Raw genomic sequence first — 18010 nt, forward strand, 5'->3', positions numbered from 1 at the left:
GAAAAGCGTGTCAGGCGGGGACCATGGCGGCGAGGATGTCGTCGACGGTCCCGACCGCGAACGCGCTATATTCGTCGCCGATCGCATAGGGCAGCAACACCCGGCGGCCGTCGAGCAACCCGCCGCAGCTATAGGTGACGTTGGGCACGTAGCCGCCGCGCTGCTCCGCGGACGGGAAGAGCAGCGGCGACGGCGTCCGCGCGAGCAGCTTCGACGGATCCGCCTTGTCGAGCAGGCAGGCGCCGATGCAATAGCCGCGGACCATGCCGACGCCGTGCGTGAAGACCAGCCAGCCCTCGTCGATCTCGAGCGGCGACCCGCAATTGCCGAGCTGGACATATTCCCACGGATATTTCGGCGCCATGATCGGCGTGCCGCTGTCCCAGGTGTAGAGATCGTCCGAGCGCAGCAGCCAGATATTCTCGCTGTCCTGCCGCCCGAGCATCACGAACTGTCCGTCGATCCGCCGCGGGAACAGCGCCATGCCCTTGTAGCCGGTCATCGACCCCGCGAGTGGCCGCATCTCGAACGTGCGCATGTCGATCCCGCGCAGCATCTCCTGTCGCGCGGTCCGACCGTCGAACGCGGTATAGGTGCCGATGACGCTCTGCACGCCGTCATGATCGGTGAAGGTGACGAGCCGGAGATCCTCGACCCCCTGACGCTGGCTGGGCAGCACGGGGAAGATCACCGTCTCGGACACGTCGCGGCTGTCCTCGCACCGCAGCCTGACCCAGTCCGCCTCGGTCCGGTCGATCTGCGGCGGCACGCCGTTCGCGCTCGGCGGATCGAGCACCAGCCGGTCGCCCGGCCCCCATTCGCCGGTCCGGAACGTCACCGACGAGATATGCCCCTCGCCGATCCCGCGCAGCGACAGCAGGAACCGCACCGCCCCCGGTTCGCTCGGCTGCCCCTCGAGCGCGTCGTCGGGCAGCCGGACCATGCTCGGGTTGAACAACGCCGCCGATTCGAACGCATATTCCTGGCTGAAATAGGCGCCGATCAGGAACTGCTCGTCCTCGTCGAACTCGCCCGCCCCGATCTCGTCGCGGACCTCGGCAAAGCGCCGCAGGAAGACCTGATCGGCATTGCGGTGGCGTTCGCGCATCGGCGCGGTCAGCAGCGCGCGCATCCGCGTCCGCAGCGCGGGATCGGTGGCGCGGACCCGGTCGACCACGGCCTGCGCGCGGGACGGCCGGCCATCGTCGAACGCCTCGGGATAGGCGAAGCTGAACGGGCGGATCACGGTGCGCGACGGATCGGGCTTGAGCTCTAGGTCGAGCTTGGTGAAGACATCGGCTGCGGCCATGAAGTCGATCCCGCGCGGATCGGACCAGCCTCGCGGCGCGCTGTCCGTATCGGCCGGGCCCGTATCGGCTGCGTCCGTATCGGCCGGGAGGGAGTGCGCAGCGTCAGGTGTCGTCATGATCGGCCCTTCGAACGGAGATGATGGAGGAGCGCTGCACGCGCCGATTCGATCCCTGCGCGGCGCTCGAATCCCGCTGCTGGCGATGATGCCCCGGGCGGCGGCGGCGTTTTCGCGGATGCCTTGACGGCCGCGACGTTGTAGCAGCGCGCGATGGCCAAGCGTAAAGTCTACCTCATCGCGGTGCTGCCCGATGGCTATGTCAAGACGATCGGCCCTACCGCGCTCGACCTGACGCATTACTGGCGGATCGTCGCGGTGCTCGCCAACGGCAAGACCGAGGTCTTCTGGGGCCACAGCAAGTCGCTCGCCGAGGCGAAGCGGACCAAGAATCTCGCGGTCGAGGCGGCGGCAACGCGCGGGTGGAAGAGCCATGCGGTCGATATCGTCGAACTGGTCCGCAGCGATACGCCCGACGCGGGGTAGCGCGGGTTTGGGCGGGGGGCGGTGGAAACTGGCTGGTGTTGCGTGCCCTCCCCCTCCGTCGCCTTCGGCGCCACCTCCCCCTGGCGGGGGAGGATTTGCGGGCGATCGATTATGGCGCGGTGCAGCATAAGGCGGTAGGCGCGCAGGCATGACGCAATCGCCTACCCCCTTCGCCCTTGGTCGTCGCGAGTTCGTCGCCTTCATCGCTGCGATCATGGCGGTCAACGCGCTCGGGGTCGACCTGATGCTGCCCGCGCTGCCCGCGATCGGCGCCGAGCTCCATGCCGCCACCGCCAATTCGCGGCAGTGGATCGTCACCGCCTATGTGTTCGGGTTCGGGATCGGGCAGCTGGCCTATGGACCGCTCGCCGATCGCTATGGCCGGCGGCCGATCCTGCTCGTCACGCTGGTCGGCTTTGTCGGCGCGAGCATCTTCGCGGCGAGTTCGGCGACCTTCACCGCGCTGATCTGCGCGCGGATCCTGCAAGGGCTGATGTCGGCATCGACTCGCGTGCTGGCCGTCGCGATCGTCCGCGACCGCTATTCGGGACGGCAGATGGCCAAGACGGTGTCGCTGGCGCAGATGATCTTCTTCCTCGTGCCGATCCTCGCGCCGAGCATCGGCCAAGTGCTGCTGGGGATCGGGCCGTGGCGGTTCATCTTCTACGCGCTGGCCGGGTTTGCCGCGTTCGTCCTCGCCTGGTCGGCGCTGCGCCTGCCCGAGACGCTGGCGATCGAGCGCCGCGTAGCGATATCGCTGACGTCGCTGCGCGCCGCGTACCGGCTGACGCTGACCAACCGCTATTCGATCGGCTATGCGACCGCCGCCTCGCTGACGTTCGGCGGGATCATCGCGTTCGTATCGTCGGCGCAGCAGATCTTCGTCGACGAGTTCGGCGCGGGCGACCGGTTCACGATCCTGTTCGCGATCTGCGCGTTCGCGATGGCCGTCGCCTCGTTCGCCAACAGCCGACTGGTCGAACGGCTCGGCACGCGGCTGATCTCGCAGGCGGGCGTGTTCGTCCTCATCCTGGTGTCGCTGATCCACCTCGCGGTCATCGCCGCGGGTGTCGAGACGCTGTGGAGCTATATCGCGCTGCAGGCGCTCAGCATGACGTGCATCGGCCTGTGCGGATCGAATTTCGGCGCGATGGCGATGGAGCCGGTCGGGCATATCGCGGGGACCGCGTCGTCAGTGCAGGGCTTCATCACCAGCGTCGGCGCGGTGGTGGTCGGATCGCTGATCGGACAGGCCTATGACGGGTCCACCTTCCCGCTCGCGATCGGGTATCTCGGCATCGGGCTGGGGGCGCTGGCGATCGTCTATCTGGTCGAGGGCGGTTTCTGGTTCGGGCGAAAGGCCGCGCCGCGCTGAGCCGTGGTGTAAAAAGATCACACTCGATCAACAGGATCGCTGCGTCGGGAACCGTTACGTGGGCGTGACGGTTTGCGTCGTCACCATAACTACAGGATACCGATCATGAAGAAACTGACCGTAGCGCTGATGATGGCCGCGCTGACCGTTCCGCTCGCTGCATGCGGCGGCAAGGGCGACGACAAGCTGGGCAGCCAGGTCGAGGGCGCCGCGGACAACCGCGCCGACGCGCTCGAGGCGACCGCCGACAACCTGGAAGACCAGGCCAAGGCCGTGCGCGAGAGCGGCGACCAGCAGGCCGACGCGATCGACGATGCCGACGTGAACGCGCAGGCGATGCCGGCCAGCGAGAAGGCGGCACTGGTCAACGGCAGCGAGAAGCTGCGTTGATGATCCTCCCCCCGGGTGAACCCCGGGGGGATTTTTCTATAGCGATGCGAGACGGCGACACCGGGCTAGTCGACCGGATCGACCAAACGGGTTGCGCGACATGACTTACAGGGGCCGTATCGAGACCGGGGGATTCCTCGTCTTCCTGACGATCATCACCATCGCATTCGGCGCGGTGGTATCGTCCTTCGCCGCGGCGTTGCTGTGGAGCGCGCTCGCCGCGATCCTGTTCCAGCCGCTCTACCAGCGGCTGCTGGCGCGCCATCCCGGCAAGCGCAACCTCGCCGCGTCGCTGGCGATGCTGATCATCTTCATCGCGGTCGTCGTGCCGACGCTGGTGATCGCGAGCATGATGATCGACCAGGCGACCTCCGTGTACAGCAGCATGCAGGGCGGGCAGATCAATTTCTCCGCCTATTTCAAGCAAATCCATGACGCCCTCCCTGACCGGCTGCAAATGCTGGTCGACAAGTCGGGGATCGACAGTTTCGAGCGGCTGCAGACCCGCGTGTCCGACGCGCTGGGCAACAGCGTAAGGACGATCGCCGGCCAGGCGCTGTCGATCGGGCGCAATGCGTTCGCGTTCCTGCTGGCGTTCGGCATCGCGCTGTACGTGACGTTCTTCCTGCTGCGCGACGGCGACCGGATCGGGCCGGCACTCTGCCGCTCGCTGCCGCTCGAACCGTCGGTGACGCAGAGGCTGGTCGACAAGTTCGTCGCGGTCGTGCGCGCGACGATCAAGGGATCGGTGATCGTCGGGCTCGTCCAGGGCGGGCTCGGCGCGATCACCTTCTGGCTGGTCGGGGTGCCCGCGGCGTTGCTGTGGGGCCTGCTGATGGCACTGACGTCGCTGCTGCCCGCGCTGGGGCCGGCGATCGTCTGGGTGCCCGTCGCGGTCTATCTGCTCGCGACCGGAGCGATCTGGCAGGGTATCGCGGTGGTCGTGTCGGGCGTCGTCGTGATCGGGCTTGCGGACAATATCCTCCGCCCGATCCTGGTCGGTCGCGATACGGGGATCCCCGATTTCGTCGTGCTGGTGACGACGCTGGGCGGGATCGAGATGTTCGGGCTGAGCGGGATCGTCGTCGGGCCGGTAGTCGCGGCGCTGTTCCTCGCCGGGTGGCAGATCCTGACCGAGCAGCGGCTGGGGCGGACGAAGAACGACGCGGAGGCTTGAGCGCGGTCGGGGTGGCCGTTGCCGGAGCGCGGCGCCCCCTTCCGTCAGGCTGACGGCTGCCACCTCCCCCTGCCAGGGGGAGGTTTTTTTTGGCGTCGCGTCCGCGGGGGGCCAAAAAAAACCACCCCGTGCTGAGCACGGAGTGGCCTAGGTTCAGGGAGGAGGTACGCTAGAAGCGTACCGTACGGCGTCGCGAAAGGGGGGGACACGATGCCGTACAGGATCTAAATGGGTGAGACCCGATTTGGTTCAACCCTTGTTGCACCGCACGCCGATTTTTTTTCGGGCACTGTCGGGCGCGGGCTCCGATCGCGGTTTCAGCGGCGATCCAGCACCGGCGCGATCCGGGTCAGGACGGGGTCGCGCAGCAGCAGGTGATGCCGCAGCGCGGCGGCGATGTGCAGCACGACCAGCGCGAGCATCACCCAGCCAAGCAGCTCGTGCGCCTCGTGACCGAAATGCCCGGTCGCCTTCGACACGGGCAGGTTGGGGACCGCGAACAGGCCGAACCAGTCGGTGCCGCCCGGCTTGCCGCCTGATACCATCAGCCAGCCAGTGACCGGCAGCGCGAGCATCAGGACGTAGAGCAGCGTGTGCGAGCCATGCGCGAGGACCCGCTCCCACATCGGCGTGCGCAGCGGCAGCGGCGGCGGGCGATGCGCCAGCCGCCATGCGATCCGCGCGACCGTCAGCGCGAGGATCGCCAGGCCGAGCGCCTTGTGCGCGCCCATCCAGCTGCGCAGCGCGGGAATCGAGTCGTGCAGCAACCCGACTGCCAGGTTGAGGATGATCAGCAGCGCGATCGTCCAGTGAAACCAGATCGCTACGCTCGAGTAGCGATCCGGACGATCCTGCGCTGCCATGCCTATTCCTTTGCTAACGGTCCTGGAGACGCGCGATCAGACGTTGAACGGCGCGGGGGCAGGCATCTGCTGCTGCGGCGCCTGGCCGAGCTGGACCTGGCGCGCGAAGATGTCGCGCATCAGCGACAGCGAGAACAGGTGCGCGTAGAGCAGCGGGAGCATGCCCGACTTGCTCATCTTGCGCAGCGCATCGCCGCGCAGGTCGACCAGCTTCTCTTCGTTGATCATCTGGAACCCGCGATAGACGAAGGGCTGCTCGGCGCCGTCGGGCTGGATCGTGACTTCGCCGTCCATCAGCAGCTCGAGCTCGCGCAGCTCGTTCATGAAGTTCTGCGTGCGCGCGCCGGCCTGTTCGAACGATTCGTTGAAGCCGAGGATGTTCTTGGTCAGCTCGGTCGGCTGGCCGTTCTCGAACAGCGCATCGCCGTCCTCGAACTCACCCAGCGTCGGCGAGGTGGGATCGAAGCAGAGCGACAGCTCCTGCGCGTCGGGGTGCAGGCGGGCGAGCATGTACGGGTAGCGACGGACATAGGCGGGCACGTAGAAGGTGCTCTCGGTCAGCTTGCCGTCGTCGCCGACGAATACGTTGACGCCCTCGTTCAGGCCCATCAGCGCGAGCGGAATCGCGTCGTCGCCGGTCGAGAAGACGATCGGCATGTGGCGCTGGACCAGCGGAAACTCGTCGACGGTGATCGGGATCGCGTGCTGGCCGACCAGGAACGGCGCGCTGTCCTGCGGGCGGACCTTGTAGTTGGCGTGCGTATCGCTCGAGAGCGGCTCGAGGCCATTGTAGAAAAGCGGAAGCTGCGCGGTGCTGGCCATGTTACTCTCCGGATCGGTCGTTCAAACGCCGGTGGCTGGTGCCACCGATTGGGGCGAGGCTCTATGGTGCGCCGGGCGGGCGTGCAAGTGTGACGAGCTTGCCCGGGTTGAGGATGCCGAGCGGATCGAGCGCGGCCTTGATCGCACGGAGTGCAGTCATCCGCGCGGGCGACGACAGCCGTTCGAGCTCTTCGCGCTTCATCTGGCCGATGCCGTGCTCGGCGGAGATCGACCCGCCCGCTTCGGTCACGAGATCGCCGACGAAGCGGGTGACGACCGGCGCATCCTCGGCATACCAGCGCGCGGGGTCGGTGCCGGGCGCGGCGCGGACGTGGAAATGGACGTTGCCGTCGCCGAGATGCCCGAACCCGCTCGCATGCGTGCCGGGAAAGCGCGCATCGCACGCCGCCGCCGCCTCGATCATGAAGTCCGGCATCGTCTCGACGGGGATCGAGATGTCGTGCTGCGTCGCGGGGCCCAGCGCGCGCTCGGCCGCGGACAGCGAATCGCGCAGCAGCCAGAACGCCGCGGACTGGGCTTCACTCGCGGCGATCGTCGCATCCGCGAGCGCGCCATCGGCGAGCGCGTCGCCGAGCAGTCGTTCGAGCAGCGCGGACGGGGATTCGCCCGCGGTGGTCGGTGAGGTCGCCTCGATCAGGAGATGCCAGGGGTGCCGGCCGGAGAGCGGCGCGCGGGCGTCGGGGAGGTGCGCGATCGCCGCGTCGAGCGATTCGGCGGGGAGGATCTCGAAGCTCTCGATCGCGTCGGTCCGTGCCTGCACCCTGCGCAGGAGCCGCAGCGCCGCCTGCGGGGAGTCGATGCCGACCCAGGCGGTGCCGCGCGCGGCGATCGCGGGCGCGAGCCGCAGCGTGGCGGCGGTCACGATCGCCAGCGTCCCCTCCGCGCCGATGAACAGCTGATCGAGGTCATAGCCGCGATTGTCCTTCTTCAGCGCGGACAGGCCGTCATGGATGCTGCCATCCGCCAGAACCGCCTCGACGCCCGCGACCAGCCCGCGCATCGTGCCGAACTTGAGCACCTGCGTACCGCCCGCATTGGTCGAGACGAGCCCGCCGATCGTCGCCGTCCCGCGCGCGCCGAGCGTCAGCGGGAAGCGCCAGCCCTGCCCTTGCGCCGCGCCGTCGAGGTCGGCGAGGATCACGCCCGCCTCGGCGATCGCGAGCCCGGCGTCGGCATCGAGGCGGCGGATGCGGTTCATCCGGCGCAGCGACAGGATCAGCGCGTGGCCATCCGCGGGTGCGGTCGCACCGCCGACCATCGAGGTGTTGCCGCCCTGCGCGACGAGCGGCACGCGGTGCGCGGCGGCGGCCTTGACGATCAGCGCGACCTCCGCGGTCGAGCCGGGCGCGAGCATGGCGGGCGCCGCGCCGTGGAACCGGTCGCGCCAGTCGTGCAACCAGGGATCGATGTCCGCGGGGTCGGTGACGATCGCCTTGGCGTCGAGCAGCGGCGCGAGCGCGGACAGCATCGCGGCTTGCGAAGATGTCAGGGTTGCTGTCTGATTTTCGGGCACGGTCGATGTGCTAGACAAAATTCATCGCGCGTTCAACGATTGGCCCTAACGGTTACGTCAGCATGATCCATCCCGCGATTCCCGCCACCCTGCTCGCGCTCGCGGGCCCCTTCGCTGCGGCGATGCGCGATGCCCCGCAGCCAGGAGTCGCGCTCGACCGCCTGCAGATCGCGCAGGTATCGATCCACGAACGCATCATCATCCGCGTGCCGCGGATGAGCCGGATGCCCGCGCGCAGCTATGCGCCGCCGCGCGAATGGAAGGAGCATAAGGGCCCCAAATGCATCGCGGTCGCCGCGATCGCGGGCGCGATGCTCAACAAGGACGGCGCGGTCGATCTGGTAATGGACGATACGACGCGATTGCGCGCGCGGCTCGACGGCGACTGCAAGCCGCTCGATTATTATTCGGGCTTCTACCTGCGGCCGGGGCCCGACGGGCAGATCTGCAAGGGACGCGACGCGATCCGGATGCGATCGGGCGCACGCTGCGAGATCGATGCGTTCAAGAGCTTGCGGCCGAAGAAGTAGCGGCGGGCAATAGCCGCGAAGGATGGCCTGCAGCATCTGCGGCAGTACGGACGCCTGCACTTTGCATCTTCTTTCCGTCATCCTGACGAAAGTCAGGATCCAGGGTAACCAACGCTGACGCACGTGGCTCTGGATCCTGACTTTCGTCAGGATGACGGAACTGGCAGGGGGCTGCATCAGGATGACGGGGGCTGGACTGGGCACGATCAGGACTGGCCGCGCTACGGGAATGCGCCGCTGCATCCACTTCCACGTCAATCTACCGACGTTTCCTTGACATTTGTCGACAAATCGGCGAGCGCCGGAACGCTTGAGGGCAGTGCATTTCACCCTCCATTTACCGGACATTTGCATGAGTTTTGCCGATCTCGGCCTCTCCGACGAACTGCTGAAGGCAGTCACCGACTCCGGCTATACCGAGCCGACCCCGATCCAGGCCGGTGCGATCCCGTCCGTGCTGATGATGCGCGACATTATCGGCATCGCCCAGACGGGCACCGGCAAGACCGCGTCGTTCGTGCTGCCGATGATCGACATCCTGGCGCACGGCCGTAGCCGCGCGCGGATGCCGCGCAGCCTGATCCTCGAGCCGACGCGCGAACTCGCCGCGCAGGTGGCGGAGAATTTCGAGAAATACGGCGTCAATTCGCACCTCTCGATGGCGTTGCTGATCGGCGGCGTGTCAATGGGCGACCAGCTCGCCGCGCTGGAAAAGGGCGTCGATGTCCTGATCGCGACGCCGGGCCGGCTGATGGACCTGTTCGGGCGCGGCAAGATCATGCTCAACGGCTGTTCGCTGCTGGTGATCGACGAGGCGGACCGGATGCTCGACATGGGCTTCATCCCCGACATCGAGGAAATCTGCACCAAGCTGCCCAAGCAGCGCCAGACGCTGCTGTTCTCGGCGACGATGCCGCCGCCGATCAAGAAGCTGGCGGACAAGTTCCTGACCAATCCCAAGACGATCGAGGTGTCGCGCCCGGCGTCGACCAACCTCAACATCAAACAGTATCTGGTGCCGGTGCCGAGCCAGACCGCCAAGCGCGAGACGCTGCGCCGCATCCTTGCGCAGGACGAGGTCACCAACGCGATCATCTTCTGCAATCGCAAGACGACGGTGCGCGACCTGAACAAGGTGCTGAAGCAGGCGGGCTACAAGTCGGGCGAGATCCACGGCGACATGGAACAGCCGCAGCGGCTCGCCGAGCTCGAGCTGTTCAAGACTGGCGCGGTGACGATCCTCGTCGCGTCGGATGTCGCGGCGCGCGGGCTCGACATCAAGGGCGTGTCGACGGTGTTCAACTATGACGCGCCGTGGCATCCCGACGATTACGTCCACCGGATCGGCCGCACCGGCCGCGCCGGGGCCAGCGGCACCGCGTACACGTTCGTCGCACCCGACGATTCGGAGAACATCCAGAATATCGAGAAGCTGACCGGCCAGACGATCGAGCGGCTGAGCATGGGCGGCGAGCCCAAGGCCGCCGCGCCCGCGCCCGTCGTCGAGGACGACGGGCAGGCGCCGCGTCGCGAACGCTCGCGGCACCGTCGTGCCCCGCGCGCGGATACGGTCGCACCGGCGATCGTCGCCGAGGTGCTGGCCGCCGCCGCCGAGCCGGTTGCGGCCGAGCCGGTGCCGGAGGTGAAGCGCTCGCGGTGGCAGCGTACGCCGATCGACGAGCCGGTCGCGGCGATCGTGCCGGCGCGTGCCGTCGTGGCGGCGCCGGTTGCGACTCCGGTGGAGCCGGTTCGGGTCGCGCCTGCGCCTGCCCCTACCCCCGCTCCGGTTGCAGCGCCGCGCTTCGTGACGGTGCCCGCCGAGCCGGTACGCCCCAAGGCCGCGCCGCGTGCCGAGCCTGTCCGTGCGCAGCAGGGTGAAGCGAGCCGGGTTGAAGCGAACCGGGGCCGTCGCGAGCCGGTCAATCCAGCGGCTGATGACGGCTGGAACGGGCCGTTCCCGAGCTTCCTCAATGCCGTCATCGGAGGATATGAATGATGTCGATCAAGCACCTTGCCACGCTCGCGCTGCTCGCGACTGCCGTTGCAGCGCCGGCTGCGCCGCGCGGCGCGGTCTCGGCACCGCGAATCAGCGCGACGAGCTTCGACCGGCTGCCGACGCCGCTGCCGCTGCCCTATGACGAGAAGGCGAACGCCGATGCGCAGGTCGCCGCGGCGCGCGCGCGTGCGGTCAAGACGCACAAGCGGTTGCTGATCGATCTCGGCGGCAACTGGTGCCTCGATTGCCGGTTGCTCGCGGGGACGATCGATCTTCCCGAGATGAAGCGGTTCGTCGACAGCAAGTTCGTCGTCGTCACGGTCGATATCGGCCGGTTCGACAAGAACGGGCAGATCGCGGCTCGCTATGGCATCAAGGGGCGGCTGAAGGGCGTTCCGGCCGTGCTGATCGTCGATCCACGCAGCAACCGGTTGCTGAACGCGGGGCATGAGACGGAACTCGCGGATGCACGCTCGATGGGACCGCAGGCGCTGGCCGACTGGCTGGCGAAATGGGCGGCCTGATCGGGGTTTGCTGACGGGTGCGGGGCTGGCTTTGGGCCGGCTCTGTACGTTTGTTTGATCGGGGTTGCCGGGCTGCTGTTTGGGTCGGGTGATCGTCGATGCGTTCGGCTTTGATGCCCGACTTGCCGTCGTCGCGACGAAAGTCAGGATCCAGGATACCAACCGCAGCGCCCGTGGCTCTGGATCCTGACTTTCGTCAGGATGACGGGGGTGTTGGGGTTGGCGTTGGGGCCGCCGATCGGGCGCTCGACCAGCTGGTTGGTTTTCTTGAGCCGCGTTGCACTCGTGTTTTTAGCGTCGACTGATGGTCGGTACATCCGGTGCGCCCCGCCCAACCTTCCGTCATCCTGACGAACGTCAGGACCCAGGATACCATCCGCAGCGTCCGTGGCTCTGAGTCCTGACTTTCGTCAGGATGACGGGGTTGGGTGGGGCTGGCGTCGCGGCGCTAGCCGCGTGTTCTTCCGGGCTGGGAACGCTTGCCCGATGAACGCTGCCCTTGCGTCCTACGCAGCTGTAGCCATCGTTGCGTCATCGAGGGCGGCGGCGCGTAGATAGGCGGCGCGGTTCGTCAGGTTTGCGGCGTATGCCACGAACGCATCGCGCTTCGGGAGCCAGCCGAACTGCATGCCCCAGATCACCTGCGATCCGACATAGACGTCGGCGGCGGTGAACCGCGCGCCGGCGATGTAGGGGTGTGCGGCGACCGCGTGTTCGAGCACGTCGATCACGCGTTCGAAGCTGCCATAGCCGATCATCCGTTGTTGCGCGGCATCGGGCACGACGCCGAGCGCGCGGTTGCCGGTCGCGGCCTCGACCGGGCCGGCGGCGAAGAACAGCCAGCGATAATAATCGGCGCGTTCCTCGTCGCGGGGGCCGAGTTCGGCGTCGGGGAACGTGTCGGCGGGATAGGCGCAGATCGCGGCGCATTCGGTCACGGTCTTGTGGTTGTGGACGATCGCCGGAACCTTGGCCATCGGGTTGATCGACAGATGCGGCTCGGCCTTCATCGTCGTTTCGTAGTCGAGGATGACGGTGTCATACTCCTCCCCGACCTCTTCGAGCATCCACCGCGCGATCCGGCCTCGCGACATCGGGTTGGTGTACAGGGTCAGCGTCATGCGACTCTCCATGAGAACGGATCGCGAACGAAGGTCTCATGGAGTAACGCCGTGGTCAAGAGCGCGCGCGGCTGAAGCCTGCAGTGCGAACGTCCGTCATCCTGGGCTCGACCCAGGGCCCAGAGCCAAGAACGATACCGCGCTTGGCTCTGGATCCTGACTTTCGTCAGGATGACGGTTTTACAAGTGCAAGTTTTACACCAGCGCCTTGTCGAACAGGGCCAGCATGCGCGCCCAGGCCTTGTCCGCCTGGACCGCGTTGTAGACCTTCGAGTCGGGTGGGCACCAGCCGTGCATCGTGCCGGCATAGACCTCGATCTCGGCGGGCAGCTTGGCCGCGGCGAACGCGGTGCGCAGCGTGTCCTTCTCGGTGGGCGAGCGCGCGTCGTCGTTGGCGGCGATCGCGATGAGGTAGCGGCCCTTCATCTGCGGGATCAGCAGATGCGGGCTGTCGGGCGTGTCGGTGACGAAGCCGCCGCCGTGGAAGGTCGCGCCGGCGCGGATGCGGTTCGGGACGGCGGCCGCGGTGCGCAGGACCATCGGACCGCCCATGCAATAGCCGGTGGTGGCCAGCCCACGCTTGCGATCGGTCTGCGGCTGCGCGTCGATGAAGGCGGTGAAGGCCTTTGCGTCACGGACCGTGCCGTCGGCGCTGAGCGCGTCGCGGAACGGCGCGATGCGCGCGCGGACGGCGGGCTGGTCGTAGGATTCGCCGGGCTTGAGGAACGGCGCCTTGGTCGAGCGGTAGAACTGGTTGACGACGAGCACGGCATAGCCCGATTGCGCGAGGCGGTCGGCCATCTGGCGGAAGGCAGGGCGCAGGCCCATCACGTCGGGCCAGATCAGCACGCCGGGATGCTTGCCGGTGGCGGGCGCGACGAAATAGGCGTCGGCCTTGCCGTCGGGGGTGGTAATCGACACGTCGCGGCCCTTGATGACCGCGGCGTTGGCGGGGGCGGGCAGCAACATCGTCAGCCCCATCGCGCCGGTCATCACACCAAACTGGCGGCGCGAGACGCCCGCCAGATAGGCTTCGTTATCGTCTGCGGTATGCTCGTCGCACATGGGCCTATCCTCTTGTATTTGGCCGCATGCTAGCTCAGGTCGCGCGCCACCACCACACGCCATCTTGCGTTTCGCGGACGGCGCGGCGCTCGACCTCGAGGCGGCGGAGATGCGCGAGCGCCTCGCCGGTCGCCATGCCGAGCACGTCGGGACCGATCGCGCGGCGGAAGAGGCGGCCGAAACAGTCGACCGCGCGGCGCGGCTCGGCGAGGAAGACGGCGAGTTCGTCGAGTCGTTCGCGGTGCTCGCGGTCCATCGCGTCGAGGCGCGTGTGGAGGCCGGTGAACGGGTCGCCGTGGCCGGGGAGGACGAGCAGGTCGGCGGGGAGTGTCTTCAGCTTGGCGATCGAGGCGAACCATTCCCCCAGCGGGTCGGCGCCCGGTTCGGTGACGCCGAGCGAGACGTTGGGGCTGATCCGCGGGAGGACCTGGTCGCCGGCGATGAGGATGCCGCCGGCTTCGTCGAGCAGGCACGCATGTTCGGGGCTGTGACCGGAGCCGGTGACGATCCGCCAGTCGCGCGCGCCGATCGTGAGCGTGTCACCGTCCTCGATGCGGGTGTAGCTGAGCGGCAATGGCGTGATGATCTTGCGGAAGCCGGCCCAGCCCTTGGCGGTGGCGTGGGCGATCTGCGCGTCGTCCCAGCCTGCGGCGTGCCAGAAGGCGAGCATCTCGGGCGGGACCGAGTCGCGCGCGTCGGCGGCGAGCATGCGCGCGGTCAGCCATTCGCCGCGCGTCATGATCAACGGGGCGGCGTGGTGGTCGCACATCCAGCCGGCGAGGCCGATATGGTCGGGGTGGAAGTGCGTGCCGATCATCCGGGTGACTCGGACGCCGGCCTTGGGTCCTGCGAACACGGCCTTCCAGGCGTCGCGCGCGGGGGCCGTGTTCATGCCGGTGTCGATGAGCGCGTCGCCGTCGCCATCGGCGAGCAGCCAGCAATTCACGTGTTTCAGCGGGCCGGGGATGTGGAGGCGGACCCAGTCGATACCGGGGGCGACCTGCATCGTGCCGCCGCTTGCGGGCTCTGCGCCGCCGAACGGGTAGGTCAGGCCCTTGTGGCTGGTGGGCGCGAACGCGGTGTCGGGTTGGGTGGCCATGCGTTGCGGTTAGCAACTGGTCGGTTTGCAGGCCAGCGGCATCGGTTCGCCAGCTGCCAGCCAGAGCCGGCAGTCGGGTAAGTAACTCCTATACCTACAGCCACCTCCCCGGCGGAGGCCGGGGTCCAGTTGGAAAGGTCAGGATAACGGCGCGCCACCGTCGCCATGATCGTCCCCCAACTGGGCCCCGGCCTCCGCCGGGGAGGTGTAATGGGAGGACGCTGCGCCCCAAACGAAAAGGGCGGCACCTTTCGGCACCGCCCCTCCATGTCTTTTCCCCGGCGATACCGGGCTAAACGCTCAGCGCTTGAAGGGGTCGTCGAAGAGCGGCTTGACGGGCAGCACGCCGCCGTCCGCTACGAACTGCGCGTCCGCGGCTGCCTGGGTGCGTTCGGCGCGGAGCTGCTGGAGCAACACTTCGCGGTCGCCTTCGAGGCGGGTGTCGGTCGGGGCTTCCATGCCCGCGGCCTTGGCCGCCTTGGCCACCGCCGCGTCGAGCTCGCGCTGCGAGGTCAGGCCGAGCGTGACCGGATCCTTCGGCGTGATGTTGGCGATGTTCCAGTGGCTGCGGTCGCGGATCGCGGCGATCGTCGTGCGAGTCGTGCCGATCAGCAGCGAGATCGCGCCGTCGGTGATCTCGGGGTGATTGCGGATGATCCACGAAATGCCGTCGGGCTTGTCCTGGCGCTTCGAGACCGGCGTGTAGCGCGGGCCCTTGGTGCGGCGGACCTGCTCGGGGCCCTTGATCATCTTGAGCTGGTAATCGGGATCGGCGGCACCCTTGTCGATCTCGTCCTGCGTCACTTCGTGCGCGCGGACCGGATCGCGACCGGTGAGCTTGGTCGAGGTCGTGTCGTCGGCGATCGCCTGGATCTCGAGGATGTGCAGGCCGCAAAAGTCCGCGATCTGCTCGAAGCTGAGCGCAGTATTGTCGACCATCCAGGCGGCGGTCGCGTGGGGCATGAGCGGCTGGGCCACGGCGGAAACTCCGTAAAAATAGAAAGGGCCGCCCCTTTCGGAGCGGCCTGACATGAGAGAGACTTACTGCGCGCGGGCCTAACAGGCAAGCGAACAAGCGTCAGGCCGCCATGAGCTTCCTGTCGAGCGGAACGAGCGCGTGCAGGAACTGTCGGGCGCTCGCGGGCCAGCTGTAGCGGGCGGCATAGGCGGCGCAGGTGACGCTGCGGCGGGTGAGCGCGGCGGCGATCGCGACATCGAGATCGGCGTCCATCGCGCCGACGCGATCGTCGAGGACGTCGATCGGGCCGGTGACGGGATAGGCCGCGACCGGCGTGCCGCAGGCCAGCGCCTCGATCATGACCAGCCCGAACGTGTCGGTGCGACTGGGGAAGACGAGCACGTCGGCGGTGCGATAAGCCGCCGCAAGATCGAGCCCCGAACGCTGGCCGAGAAAGACGGCGTTGGGGAAGCGGCGCGCGAGCGAGGCGCGGGCCGGGCCATCGCCGACCACGACCTTGGTACCGGGATGCCTGGAGGCGAGGAACGCCTCGATATTCTTCTCGACCGCGACTCGCCCGACATAGAGCAGGATCGGGCCGGGCAGCGCCGCGATCTGCGGATCGCGCGCGCCATCGAAGCCGAATTGCGCGAAGTCGATCCCCCTGCCCCATTCGCGGACCTGGGGCAGCCCCTGGTCGACGAGCGTCTTGGCGACCGAGGGGGTGGAGACGAGGATCGACTGCGCGGGGCGGTGGAACCAGCGGATATAGCGCCAGATCCAGTCGGGGTTCGCGCCGGTGCGCGCGGCGACGTAATCGGGAAATTGCGTGTGATAGGCGCTGGTGAAGGGCAGCGCGCGGGCGAGGCACCAGGTGCGCGCGGCGAGGCAGACCGGGCCCTCGGTCGCGAGGTGGATCGCGTCGGGGCCGAACGCGGCGAGCATGCGGCCGACCGCGCCCGATCGCGCGAAGGCGAGGCGGATCTCGGGATAGGTCGGGCACGGCACCGAGGCGAAGCGTTCGGGCGAGACCACCAGAACCTGATGGCCGATCGATTCCAGTTCGCGCTGGACCGCCTGCAGCGTGCGGACGACGCCGTTGACTTGCGGGCTCCAGGCGTCGGTGACGATTGCGATACGCATCGGTGTTCTCCTGCTTGCCCTCTCCCGTCGGGGAGAGGGAGGGACCCGCCCGGCGCAGCCGGGTGGGAGGGTGAGGGCACGCTTTTCAGTCGCGTCGTGGACTTGCCCTCACCCGCGCCGCTGACGCGGCTTGCCCTCTCCCCGCGGGGGAGAGGGTTTCATCAGGCGGCTAGCGTCACGACCTTGTCCTGTTCGCGTGCGGCGATCTCGTCGGCCCAGTGGAGCAGCTCCATGCGGCCGTCGAAATGCTCGACCAGCGCGGTGCAGCCTTCGACCCAGTCGCCGTCATTGTAATAAGCGATGCCGGCGATCTCGCGCATTTCGGCGGTGTGGATGTGGCCGCAGACGACGCCCTCGACACCGCGGACGCCCGCCGCGTGCGCGACCACCTCCTCGAAGTGCGAGATGAAGGCGACCGCGTTCTTGACCTTGGCTTTCGCGTGCTTCGACAGCGACCAATAGGGCATGCCCAGCCGCCGCCGCACGCCGTTGACCCAGCGGTTGAGCCCCATCAACATCGTGTAGGCGGCGTCGCCGATATGCGCGACCCAGCGGTGCGCGAGCGTGATCGCGTCGAACTCGTCGCCGTGGAGCACGAGCAGGCGGCGGCCGTCTGCGGTTTCGTGGATCGCTTTGCGCCGGATCGAGATGCCGCCGAAGTCGAGCCCCGAATATTGGCGGAACACCTCGTCGTGATTGCCGGGGATGTAGACGACGCGGGTGCCGCGCTTGGCGCGCTTGAGCAGGCGCCAGAGCACGTCGTTGTGCGCGTCGGGCCAGTAAAATTTCTTCTTGAGCCGCCAGCCGTCGATCATGTCGCCGACCAGGTACATCGTCTCGCTGTCGACATGATCGAGGAAGTCGTTGAGCATGCCCGCATTGCAGCCGCGCGTGCCGAGATGGACGTCGGAGATCCAGATCGTGCGATACTGGCGCCGATCGACGATCGGTTCGGGTACGGACGGGCGCGAATGAATGAAATCGGCGATGTCGGCGATGTCGGCGCCCATGTTGCCAGATGGCGAAAACGTCGTAACGGCGTTCATGAGCCTGCCCCCGCGAAACTAACCTTGGGCATTCTTCTACTGGACTATTGTGACATCGTAATCGCAGTCCGGTGACTGTTCGAAGTCATTGTCGCGACGCTGTTGCAATGCACGCAAACGCGTTGACGAATCGCGGGGAAGCTGAACCTATGGCGCGACTATACAGGGAGATTCTATCGTGAAGTTCCGTTTCAAGAGCGTTGCCACGGCGGTTGCCGGGATGGCGATGATGACTGCGCCGACGATCGCATCGGCCGCCAATCCAGCCGCGTCGTTGTCGGTGGCCAAGCCGGCGACCGTCCGCGCGGGTACGCCGTCGTCGGGCAAGAGCGCGCTCGCCGAGGGTCCGACCGCGACCTATGTCAGCATCGGCATCCTGGCCGCGCTGGTCGTCGGCGTGCTGCTCGCGACGAGCGGCGGGGATGATTCCTCGGACAGCAACTAAGCGTGGGCTTTCCGGGACCGCGTCCCGGGTAAATTGGCGACCCTCCCCCGCCAGGGGGAGGTGCCGCGGT

18 protein-coding genes are annotated in these 18010 nt (G+C 67.6%); 8 read left to right on the forward strand and 10 right to left on the reverse strand.

Annotated elements, in window-relative coordinates:
• Positions 1 to 10: 10 nt before the first annotated feature.
• Positions 11 to 1309, reverse strand: coding sequence for a glycoside hydrolase family 130 protein (locus tag ASE79_RS03830; RefSeq protein ID WP_056413343.1), 1299 nt, complete (start codon positions 1307 to 1309; stop codon positions 11 to 13).
• A gap of 270 nt (positions 1310 to 1579) precedes the next feature.
• Here ASE79_RS03830 and ASE79_RS03835 point away from each other — a divergent pair, with 270 nt between their 5' ends.
• From ASE79_RS03835 to ASE79_RS03850, 4 genes are all read left to right on the forward strand, one after another.
• The gene (locus ASE79_RS03835) at positions 1580 to 1852 is read left to right on the forward strand and encodes a hypothetical protein (protein WP_056411895.1); all 273 of its coding nucleotides are present in this window, start codon (positions 1580 to 1582) and stop codon (positions 1850 to 1852) included.
• A gap of 148 nt (positions 1853 to 2000) precedes the next feature.
• Positions 2001 to 3227 (forward strand): multidrug effflux MFS transporter, encoded by a 1227-nt coding sequence (locus ASE79_RS03840; protein ID WP_056411898.1) that lies wholly within the window; start codon positions 2001 to 2003, stop codon positions 3225 to 3227.
• Positions 3228 to 3332: 105 nt separating this feature from the next.
• Positions 3333 to 3617: a hypothetical protein gene (locus tag ASE79_RS03845; RefSeq protein ID WP_056411901.1), complete on the forward strand. Its 285-nt coding sequence runs from the start codon at positions 3333 to 3335 to the stop codon at positions 3615 to 3617.
• A 100-nt stretch (positions 3618 to 3717) separates the two neighbouring features.
• On the forward strand, positions 3718 to 4794 hold the full coding sequence (locus ASE79_RS03850) for an AI-2E family transporter (protein ID WP_056411906.1): 1077 nt from the start codon (positions 3718 to 3720) through the stop codon (positions 4792 to 4794).
• A 317-nt stretch (positions 4795 to 5111) separates the two neighbouring features.
• Here ASE79_RS03850 and ASE79_RS03855 read toward each other — a convergent pair whose 3' ends face one another.
• From ASE79_RS03855 to ASE79_RS03865, 3 genes are all read right to left on the reverse strand, one after another.
• Entirely contained in the window at positions 5112 to 5657 is a 546-nt protein-coding gene (locus ASE79_RS03855; RefSeq protein ID WP_056411908.1) for a cytochrome b, read from the reverse strand.
• Between the two features lie 36 nt (positions 5658 to 5693).
• The gene (locus ASE79_RS03860; protein ID WP_056411911.1) at positions 5694 to 6479 is read right to left on the reverse strand and encodes a SapC family protein; all 786 of its coding nucleotides are present in this window, start codon (positions 6477 to 6479) and stop codon (positions 5694 to 5696) included.
• A gap of 61 nt (positions 6480 to 6540) precedes the next feature.
• A complete protein-coding gene (locus ASE79_RS03865) occupies positions 6541 to 7968 on the reverse strand; it encodes an FAD-binding oxidoreductase (protein WP_056411915.1) in 1428 nt (475 codons plus the stop codon).
• Between the two features lie 107 nt (positions 7969 to 8075).
• On the opposite strand from ASE79_RS03865, the gene ASE79_RS03870 reads away from it, so the two are divergent.
• From ASE79_RS03870 to ASE79_RS03880, 3 genes are all read left to right on the forward strand, one after another.
• Entirely contained in the window at positions 8076 to 8543 is a 468-nt protein-coding gene (locus ASE79_RS03870; RefSeq protein ID WP_056411919.1) for a hypothetical protein, read from the forward strand.
• Positions 8544 to 8895: 352 nt separating this feature from the next.
• Positions 8896 to 10539: a DEAD/DEAH box helicase gene (locus tag ASE79_RS03875; protein WP_056411922.1), complete on the forward strand. Its 1644-nt coding sequence runs from the start codon at positions 8896 to 8898 to the stop codon at positions 10537 to 10539.
• Positions 10539 to 11063, forward strand: a complete 525-nt coding sequence (locus tag ASE79_RS03880; protein ID WP_235516734.1) for a thioredoxin family protein — start codon at positions 10539 to 10541, stop codon at positions 11061 to 11063. Before ASE79_RS03875 ends, ASE79_RS03880 begins: the two co-directional genes overlap by 1 nt.
• Before the next feature lie 506 nt (positions 11064 to 11569).
• On the opposite strand, the gene ASE79_RS03885 is transcribed toward ASE79_RS03880, so the two are convergent.
• The 6 genes from ASE79_RS03885 to ASE79_RS03910 form a co-directional block, all read right to left on the reverse strand.
• The gene (locus ASE79_RS03885) at positions 11570 to 12184 is read right to left on the reverse strand and encodes a glutathione S-transferase family protein (protein ID WP_056411925.1); all 615 of its coding nucleotides are present in this window, start codon (positions 12182 to 12184) and stop codon (positions 11570 to 11572) included.
• Positions 12185 to 12379: 195 nt separating this feature from the next.
• Entirely contained in the window at positions 12380 to 13249 is an 870-nt protein-coding gene (locus ASE79_RS03890) for a dienelactone hydrolase family protein (protein WP_056411928.1), read from the reverse strand.
• A 34-nt stretch (positions 13250 to 13283) separates the two neighbouring features.
• Complete coding sequence (locus tag ASE79_RS03895) at positions 13284 to 14348, reverse strand: MBL fold metallo-hydrolase (RefSeq protein ID WP_056411930.1); 1065 nt, start codon at positions 14346 to 14348, stop codon at positions 13284 to 13286.
• 300 nt (positions 14349 to 14648) lie between these two features.
• Entirely contained in the window at positions 14649 to 15326 is a 678-nt protein-coding gene (locus ASE79_RS03900) for a DUF1013 domain-containing protein (RefSeq protein ID WP_055873545.1), read from the reverse strand.
• 100 nt (positions 15327 to 15426) lie between these two features.
• Positions 15427 to 16449: a glycosyltransferase family 4 protein gene (locus tag ASE79_RS03905; protein WP_056411932.1), complete on the reverse strand. Its 1023-nt coding sequence runs from the start codon at positions 16447 to 16449 to the stop codon at positions 15427 to 15429.
• A gap of 161 nt (positions 16450 to 16610) precedes the next feature.
• On the reverse strand, positions 16611 to 17495 hold the full coding sequence (locus tag ASE79_RS03910; protein WP_056411934.1) for a UDP-2,3-diacylglucosamine diphosphatase: 885 nt from the start codon (positions 17493 to 17495) through the stop codon (positions 16611 to 16613).
• A 178-nt stretch (positions 17496 to 17673) separates the two neighbouring features.
• Between ASE79_RS03910 and ASE79_RS03915 the strand changes: the two genes are divergently transcribed.
• The gene (locus ASE79_RS03915) at positions 17674 to 17940 is read left to right on the forward strand and encodes a hypothetical protein (RefSeq protein WP_056411937.1); all 267 of its coding nucleotides are present in this window, start codon (positions 17674 to 17676) and stop codon (positions 17938 to 17940) included.
• Positions 17941 to 18010: the final 70 nt, after the last annotated feature.

The organism is Sphingomonas sp. Leaf28, from assembly GCF_001421685.1.
Lineage (GTDB): Bacteria > Pseudomonadota > Alphaproteobacteria > Sphingomonadales > Sphingomonadaceae > Sphingomonas > Sphingomonas aurantiaca.

What these genes read in the sequence shown, in the direction of transcription:
- ASE79_RS03865 (WP_056411915.1), bottom strand. Translation starts at nt 7,968, where the DNA reads ATGCTGTCCGCGCTCGCGCCGCTGCTCGACGCCAAGGCGATCGTCACC.
- ASE79_RS03840 (WP_056411898.1), top strand. Translation starts at nt 2,001, where the DNA reads ATGACGCAATCGCCTACCCCCTTCGCCCTTGGTCGTCGCGAGTTCGTC.
- ASE79_RS03885 (WP_056411925.1), bottom strand. Translation starts at nt 12,184, where the DNA reads ATGACGCTGACCCTGTACACCAACCCGATGTCGCGAGGCCGGATCGCG.
- ASE79_RS03850 (WP_056411906.1), top strand. Translation starts at nt 3,718, where the DNA reads ATGACTTACAGGGGCCGTATCGAGACCGGGGGATTCCTCGTCTTCCTG.
- ASE79_RS03835 (WP_056411895.1), top strand. Translation starts at nt 1,580, where the DNA reads ATGGCCAAGCGTAAAGTCTACCTCATCGCGGTGCTGCCCGATGGCTAT.
- ASE79_RS03875 (WP_056411922.1), top strand. Translation starts at nt 8,896, where the DNA reads ATGAGTTTTGCCGATCTCGGCCTCTCCGACGAACTGCTGAAGGCAGTC.
- ASE79_RS03880 (WP_235516734.1), top strand. Translation starts at nt 10,539, where the DNA reads ATGTCGATCAAGCACCTTGCCACGCTCGCGCTGCTCGCGACTGCCGTT.
- ASE79_RS03855 (WP_056411908.1), bottom strand. Translation starts at nt 5,657, where the DNA reads ATGGCAGCGCAGGATCGTCCGGATCGCTACTCGAGCGTAGCGATCTGG.
- ASE79_RS03845 (WP_056411901.1), top strand. Translation starts at nt 3,333, where the DNA reads ATGAAGAAACTGACCGTAGCGCTGATGATGGCCGCGCTGACCGTTCCG.
- ASE79_RS03895 (WP_056411930.1), bottom strand. Translation starts at nt 14,348, where the DNA reads ATGGCCACCCAACCCGACACCGCGTTCGCGCCCACCAGCCACAAGGGC.
- ASE79_RS03910 (WP_056411934.1), bottom strand. Translation starts at nt 17,495, where the DNA reads ATGAACGCCGTTACGACGTTTTCGCCATCTGGCAACATGGGCGCCGAC.
- ASE79_RS03860 (WP_056411911.1), bottom strand. Translation starts at nt 6,479, where the DNA reads ATGGCCAGCACCGCGCAGCTTCCGCTTTTCTACAATGGCCTCGAGCCG.
- ASE79_RS03870 (WP_056411919.1), top strand. Translation starts at nt 8,076, where the DNA reads ATGATCCATCCCGCGATTCCCGCCACCCTGCTCGCGCTCGCGGGCCCC.
- ASE79_RS03830 (WP_056413343.1), bottom strand. Translation starts at nt 1,309, where the DNA reads ATGGCCGCAGCCGATGTCTTCACCAAGCTCGACCTAGAGCTCAAGCCC.
- ASE79_RS03905 (WP_056411932.1), bottom strand. Translation starts at nt 16,449, where the DNA reads ATGCGTATCGCAATCGTCACCGACGCCTGGAGCCCGCAAGTCAACGGC.
- ASE79_RS03890 (WP_056411928.1), bottom strand. Translation starts at nt 13,249, where the DNA reads ATGTGCGACGAGCATACCGCAGACGATAACGAAGCCTATCTGGCGGGC.